This is a genomic window from Aminobacter sp. J41 (genome assembly GCF_000526635.1).
Classification (GTDB): domain Bacteria; phylum Pseudomonadota; class Alphaproteobacteria; order Rhizobiales; family Rhizobiaceae; genus Aerobium.
Genome location: NZ_JAGL01000065.1, coordinates 1 through 7562, shown reverse-complemented (window position 1 = coordinate 7562; position 7562 = coordinate 1). Strand labels below are relative to the sequence as shown.

Genomic DNA, 7562 nt, shown 5'->3' with positions numbered 1-7562 from the left:
TGACCTGCCACTGAACTGTCATCCAGCGGCGATTAGAGCCTCGGCCGTTTCTGTTACGCCGTAGGGCGCGGGTTGAGCAACCGGTGGAGACGCGAAGCCCTTATCGAGCGAAGCGTCGGAGCCGGTTGCGGTGAGAGTTTCGGCAAAGGCTGCCGGGGTTTGGTATCCGAGCGAGGAATGCGGTCGCGCGGTGTTGAAGTCCTGCCTCCATTCAGCGATGGCGCTGCGCGCATGGTCGATGCCGAAGAACAGGCTCTCGTTCAGCAGCTCGTCCCGCATCCGACCGTTGAAGCTCTCCACATAGCCATTCTGCATGGGTTTGCCTGGCGCGATGTAATGCCACTCGACTCGATGATCTTTCGACCAGGCAAGGATGGCGTTCGACGTGAACTCGGTGCCGTGGTCCGAAACGATCATGTCCGGCTTGCCGCGACGGCTGATCAGATCGGTAAGCTCGCGGGCGACACGACGACCGGAGATCGACGTGTCAGGGATCGCAGCAAGGCATTCGCGCGTCACGTCATCGACGATGTTTAGCACCCGAAAGCGCCGACCGCAGGCGAACTGGTCGTGCACGAAGTCCAGTGACCAGCGTGCGTTCGGTCTCGCCTCGACCAGGATCGGCGCTCGCGTACCCACCGCCCGTCGCCTTGCCCGGCGCTTGCGAACCGTCAACCCTTCTTCTCGGTAGAGCCGGTAGATACGGTTGATGCCAGACGGCTCACCCTCCCGTCGCAGCAGGATGAACAGGCGTCGATAGCCGAAACGCCGGCGTTCATTGGCAAGGTCGCGCAGCCGGCCGCGCAGTTCGGTCTCCGGCGGACGGCAGGACTGGTAGCGGACCATCTTGCGATCGGCACCGACGAAGGAACAGGCCCGACGCTCCGACAGGCCCATGGCGGCCTGCAGATGCGCGACGGCTTCGCGCTTGGCGGCGGGCCCTACCATTTTTTTGACAGAAGCTCGCGAAGTGCCGATGCTTCCAGCATCTGGTCGGCGAGCAGCTTCTTCAGCTTCGTATTCTCCTCTTCCAGAGACCTCAGGCGCTTGGCGTCGGACACCTCCATCCCCCCATACTTCGCCTTCCAGTTATACAGGGTCGCTTCGCTCACCCCGTGCTTGCGGGCCAGATCGGCCGCCTTCGCACCCGACTCGTGCTCGCGCAGAACCCCGATGATCTGCTCTTCCGAAAACCGCTTCCGCTTCATCTGTCCGTCCTTCAATCAAGGCCGGACTCTAACTCCAGGTGGAGGAAAAACTCAGTGGCAGGTCAGGAACACCAGCGTCCGTCTCCGTCGGGGGAGATACCCCCGACACCGAAGCCATGCCGGATTTTAGATAGCTGGTGGCGTATGCATCCCGGCATGATTTGGAACCAGAGTTCTGCCGACCTGAGAAACAGTTCTGCTGTCTTGTCTTGCTATGTAGAGAACCGGAATAGATTGACCTGTCCGAACAATTCCTTCAGCAAGGGTTTGCCGATAAGATCGGCCAGTCCTTTAAATTGGTCAGGCACGACCTTGTCGAGAATGTCGAATGGCGCCCCGAGATCTTCCTCCGGCGACGCGCCCTCAATTTTGAGCACTTGACCGGACGGCAAGGTGATCCTGGCAGAATCTCCGGCTTCGATCTGTGGAGCGCCAATCCACCAGTTGTTACGTGGTCCATTGCTGCCTTGACCGAGATAGAGAACCGTTTCGCCTCCAGACTTCCATTTGACGCGGATGCCGAAGAAAAAATTCAGTTCGCGCGGTGTGCCGCCCGATCCGCCTTGCGGAGCGTACTCATGGCCTTTACCGCCGGTGACGTCGTTGAATTTCTCGGCGACTTCCCTAGTTTTGTGGCGACCCGCTTTAAAAAGGACCGAAATAACGTCCATATGATGGTTTATTCGGGGAGCCCCGTCGGATGGCTGCCCCACCGAAACAACGGCTGAGTCAGGAATGACCGTCACCGATTCGATCTCGGCCGCTTTCAGAATTACAACATTTTCTCGAATTGTTGGCATAGTAACCTCCGGTTGAATTTGGGAGACCGGCTTCCAAAGCAACGTGACTTCGGGCGCGGTGCAGGATCCACCTGGACCGAGATTACATACAGAATGCCAATGCTCTTGAGTGAGGCGCGGAATCGCAAGATAAATGTTAAAATGTCTCAATGCATTTTCGTGATTAAAGGATTATTTATGATCAGAAGATAATAACTGTAAATATATACATGGATTTTAATAGACCATTTGATACAAATTCTCCGCTTTCGTAATGCAATGTCTCGCGTGATACGAATTGCCACGTCATTTGAGACGTTTAGACAGTTGCGCCCACAGCCGATATCGCAGTATCTCGATTGTTGAGGTGTTATTCTAAGGGGCAGTTTTTGGGCGTGATGTGGAAGGGAGGCGTCTATACGACTTGTTGGCTCGCAATGCCGGCGCGGGCACAGTTTGCTGCGATCAGGGCTTGGGCGCTTATTGGGGTTTTCGGCCTGTTTGCCTGTCTCGGCTTATCCATGCCGGCAAAGGCTCAGGTCCCTGCCTGTGAGTGGCACCTTCTTCAAGAGCATGGTGGCCCGACGCTTCCGGGAGGAAGTGTTGAGTGGCCAGTAGGCGCGACCATCTATGTGCGGCTTTTTCCCTTTAAGGTCACAAGCATTTCCAGCAGCAATCCCGACGTCGTGGAGATATTCTCCTTGAGCACCGTGGGCGGCGATGCGACAACCCATCGTTCGGGGATCGCGACCATAACGGCCGAGACAAGCGATCCCGCCTGCGCAACCGCGACGCTGAACATCACGGTCAAGGTAACCGAGCCGCCGACGGTCGGCGACACGACCACGACCGTTGATGCCAACAGCTCGAACAATCTCGTCAACCTCGACATTGACGGTTACGAGGTCCAGTTTGTGGAGGTTGTCTCTGGCCCGTCCAACGGCAGTGCCACTATCTCGGCTTCAGGCACAGGAATCATTTACACACCAGATGCCGGATTTTCAGGCCTGGACAAGATCACCTACACTGCGACCAACGCCGCCGGCACCAGTGCCCCGGCAACGGCGACAATCAATGTCCAAGCCGCAACCTACACGGTGTCCTGGTCATCCAGCGGTCGGGGCGAGATTGGATCGGTCACCTTCAATGACGATCCGGAAACAGCGATCAGCAGCCCCGTGGAAGTTTCCGAGGGTCGAATAATATCCTTCTGGGACCCCATTCCCGATGCCGGCGCGACGTATCGCCAACCCAGTGGATGCGGCATCCATCCCGTGGGCAGTGCCTGGTACACCGATCCCGTCACGGCAGACTGCGCGGTGTCCTTCATCTTTGAGGAAATCACTTTATCCCCTGACGCCTTGCCCAATGCGAGCGAGGACACATCCTACGACGAAACAATCACCGCGATAGGCGGGCTTTGGGATTTCGCGTTTGCCATAGTGAGCGGTGCGCTGCCGAGTGGTCTCGAACTGCACGAAAACGGTACTCTCGCAGGCGCCCCGACCGAGACGGGCGATTTCAGCTTCACCTTGGAAGCCAGAAACGAACGCGGTCACTCTCGGACCAAATCCTATACTCTGACGGTCGAGGCTGCGCCCGAGATTGCCGTGGGACCTGCGAGCCTGCCAGGCGGCACGGCTGGTACCCCCTATGAGGAAGTGACCTTCACCGCCGAGGGCGGGAAAGCGCCCTATAGTTTCGCGATGACAGCCGGTGCGCTGCCCGAAGGGTTGTCGCTCGACGCGAGCGGCGAACTGTACGGCACACCGACGGAGGCCGGAAGCTTCACCTTCACGGTGACGGCAATTGACGCCAACGACTTCACTGGCGAACGGGAATACACGCTCACCGTCGATGCCCCCGAAATCGTCGTCACCGTGCCGAGCCTGCCCGACGGCAGGGTGAACATGGAATATGAACCTGTGCGGCTGTCCGCCTCGGGCGGCAGCGAGCCCTATGCCTTCAATCTGGCCTCGGGTGACCTGCCGGACGGCATGACGCTCGCCGCCGATGGAACCCTGTCGGGCACGCCCGCGGAAGGCGGCGAGTTCGCTTTCGCCGTCAGGGCGACGGATGCTTACGGATTCGAAGGTAGCGCCAGGGCCACGCTCAAAGTCGAAGCGGAGAACCTGCCCGTCGCCCAAAACCACACGCTTGAGGTTATGGCCGGAACCAGCGGTACGCTCGATCTGACGCGAGGCGCGGCAGGAGGTCCATTTACCAGCGCTGCCATCGCCACCCATCCTGCCAGCGAGGCCGGCGACGCCTGGGTCGAACGCGAGAACGGAGCCTATATCCTGCATTTTGCCGCTGCGGGCACTTTTGCCGGAACTGCCAGCCTTACCTACACCCTGTCTAATGCAGATGGCGCGTCTGAACCGGCGACTGTCACCATCACCGTGATTGCCCGCCCCGACCCTTCTCTTGATCCGGAAGTCATCGGCCTGATGCGGGCGCAGACGCAGACGGCAAAACGCTTCGCCAATACCCAGATCACCAATTTCAACCGGAGGCTCGAACAGCTTCACAATGAGGGTGAACGGCGAAACAACTCCATCGGCGTCAATCTCTCCCTCCAGCAGCCAACCGACAACGCCAACGCCTACGCGCCGAATGAGGACACGCCGCATGATCCAGCCGTTGACGCCATCGGACAGGTCGTATCCTCTGCAGCCGATAGCGGTAGCGCTTCCCAAGCCACCCCGGTCGAGAATCTGTTCGGCGATCCGGCCTTCTGGAGCGGCGGCTTTGTTAGTTTCGGCACCAATGACGATGGCGCGATCAATCTCGACCATACGCTGGTCGGCGTGAGCGCCGGTGTCGATTATCGCTTCACACCACAGCTCACCGCCGGCTTCGGCGTCGGCTATGGGCGCGATGTCACGGAGGCTGGTAGCAACGACACGGAAAGCCGCGCCGAAGCCTTCTCGCTGGCAGCCTATGGCAGCTACCGTCCTGTTCCCGGCTTCTTCCTCGACGGCCTGGCCGGCTACAGCACCATGACCTTTGACAGCGTGCGCTATGTGACGACGACCGGCGAATTCGCCACCGGCTCCCGCGGCGGCGATCAACTGTTCGCCTCGCTCTCGGCCGGCTACGAGTTCCGCAATGAGGGCCTGCTGATCTCGCCCTATGGTCGGCTTTCCGGCTCGCACTCCACGCTCGACGCCTTCACCGAGACGGGCGCGGGCATGTGGAACCTCATCTATGGCCAACAGACCATCGACACACTCTCTGGCACGCTTGGTTTGCGTTTCCAATACGCGATCCCCATGGAATGGGGTGTGCTCACACCGCGTGGGCGGCTCGAATACACCCATGATTTCGAGGGGGCGAGCCGCGCCAGCCTCGGCTACGCCGATCTCGGTACGCTGCCCTATACGCTCAATGTGGACGGCTTCTCGCGCGACCACCTGACAATCGGCCTCGGTCTCGATGCCCAGTTGGGCGAAAGCTGGAACCTCGGCTTCGACTACCGCACCGCCTTCGGCACCGATGGCGACAGCCAGGATCACACGTTCGGGGTCAAGCTCGGGGTGCAGTTTTGAAGTGACGACCTAACGGCGGGTCGAAGGGGAAATGGAAATCGGTTTCGTCACTTCGCTGGTTAGACGGGCACGGTGATCGATTTATGCTGGAAGTGCCATCTGGCAGGAACATGACGCGATCCCCGGCGGCGAAGCTTCTTTCTCCGCGTTCAACGGTGACGCGCATGTCCTCGCCCAGATCGCCAGCCTCACGCATCCGGTCGCGGGCGGCTTCGTTGAGTTCCCGCACCTCGGCGTTGGTATGGGTGAGGATGATGCGGCTGCTGTCCGGTGCGGCCTGCCGATCGCGGTCCCAGCGGTCGATCAGGTCGCCCCGCGCCAGTTCGCGGGTCTGTGCCTCATGCACCAAGTCGTGACGGTCATAGGCGCTGATCGCATCGCCGGTTCTGCCGGTCGCAAGATCGCGGGTGGCATCGCGCTGCCAGTCCTCGCGCTGGCGGCGCACTTCATGGATTTCCACTCCGCCGTGCCGGTCATGAATTGAGCGGAACGCCGCACCTGCTTCGATGGATTGCAACTGCTGCGGATCGCCGACCAGCACCACCTTTGCGCCAGCCTCGGCGGCATGGGACAGCACGCGCTCCAACTGGCGCGTGCCGACCATGCCCGCCTCATCTATGACAAGCACGTCACGGCTGGTGAGCATGTCGCGTCCGTTCTTCCAGCCGTGTTCCATGCTGGCGATGGTGCGCGACGCAATGCCCGATCCGCCTTCTAGATTTTCGGCAGCGATGCCTGACAAGGCAACGCCGCGAACCTCATAGCCTGCCGCTTCCCAAGCCTCGCGGGCAACGCCGAGCATGGCGCTCTTTCCCGTTCCGGCATAGCCGACGACAATGCCAAGGTCGCGCCCGTCCGTGACATGCGCCAGCGCCTCGGCCTGCTCGCCGGACAGAACAAGGCCGCGCTGTTCGGCGCGCGCCAGCGCCGCCTCCCTGTCTCTGTCGCTGACCTCGTGCCGCTCCTTCTCTGCCATCATCTGGGCCGCGCGATGGAGCCGCTGTTCGGCCTCGATCATGTCGCGGGTCGTGAATCGATCCTCGCCGCGTCCGTCCTTGCCAAGCTCGACCAGATCGGGCGAACCGCGCATCGCCCCCATGACCGCGTTGAACTGGTCGATGCCGTCGCTGTGCCGGTGCGCGAACATCGCCATATCGCGCCGCGTGAAGGTCGATTGATGATGCGTGATCGCGTCGAGAGCAATGGAAGGATCGGCGATGACCCGGTCGCCATTGTTCCGCGCGATCTCGCGGTGCATCTCGGCGCGGTCGGCTGCGGTCTTGATCCCTTCGCCGACACTGCGTGTCTCGATGCGCTGTGCGGCTGCGCCGATCTGCGTTTGCGGCTCAAGCCCGATGCCCTGCGCCTCAAGGCTGCGATGGTCGATGCGTGCGTCTATGTCGAGTTCGGCCAGCCGCTCATTCACATGCTCGGCCCAGCGTTCGCGCCACCGTTCGAGCATCTGCGTGCGGTTCCAGTCGCGCACCTTCTGGCCGAACCCGTCCCCGTCCACCTCGCGCATGGTGAGCATGACATGGGCATGGGGCTTTGGCATGCCGTCCTCGCCGATGTCCCAATGCACGTTGAGATCGGCGATCATGCCGTGATCGACAAACTCGGCCTGCACGAAGTCGCGGGCAAGCTCGATGCCCTGCGCCTGCGTCATCTCGCGCGGAATGGCGAACTCGACCTCGCGGGCAAGCTGGGCATCTTTCCTGACCTCGAACGCCTCCACATCGTTCCAGAGCCGTTCGCGGTCGGACCAGACTTCGGGCGCTCCATCCGGCAGCAGCACTTCGGAATGGACGACGCCGCGCTTCTTGGAAAAGTCCTGCACGCGCCCCAGCCGCTCGTCGCGCATCCGCGAGGCCGAGCGGTAGGCGGCAGACGCCACCGCGCTCGATCCGGCCTTGCGGCCAATGACCTTGACGTGAAGATGATAGATCGCCATGGCGATCCGAACATCTACACATTCACGCGCACGTCGGAACGACGTATAGGCGCGCCCTCCCTCGAAAAAATCT

Annotated in this window: 3 protein-coding genes and 1 pseudogene; 1 reads left to right on the top strand and 3 read right to left on the bottom strand. The window is 60.9% G+C overall.

Annotated features, from left to right (window positions below):
- Positions 1-18: 18 nt before the first annotated feature.
- Positions 19-1208, bottom strand: a protein-coding gene (locus L630_RS0120010) for an IS3 family transposase (protein WP_156941773.1) whose coding sequence is annotated in 2 segments (ribosomal slippage) — positions 19-956 and positions 956-1208 — 1191 coding nt in all. Because the reading frame shifts where the segments join, the coding sequence is not laid out codon by codon here.
- A gap of 212 nt (positions 1209-1420) precedes the next feature.
- Positions 1421-2008: a hypothetical protein gene (locus L630_RS0120000; protein ID WP_024849961.1), complete on the bottom strand. Its 588-nt coding sequence runs from the start codon at positions 2006-2008 to the stop codon at positions 1421-1423.
- Positions 2009-2697: 689 nt separating this feature from the next.
- Here L630_RS0120000 and L630_RS21955 point away from each other — a divergent pair.
- Positions 2698-5538 carry an autotransporter domain-containing protein gene (locus L630_RS21955; protein ID WP_245263825.1) on the top strand — a complete coding sequence of 947 codons (2841 nt, stop codon included), beginning with the start codon at positions 2698-2700 and terminating at the stop codon, positions 5536-5538.
- Positions 5539-5641: 103 nt separating this feature from the next.
- Here L630_RS21955 and traA read toward each other — a convergent pair.
- Positions 5642-7489: pseudogene (traA, locus tag L630_RS21950) on the bottom strand (Ti-type conjugative transfer relaxase TraA); the annotation flags it as partial.
- Between the last annotated feature and the right edge of the window lie 73 nt (positions 7490-7562).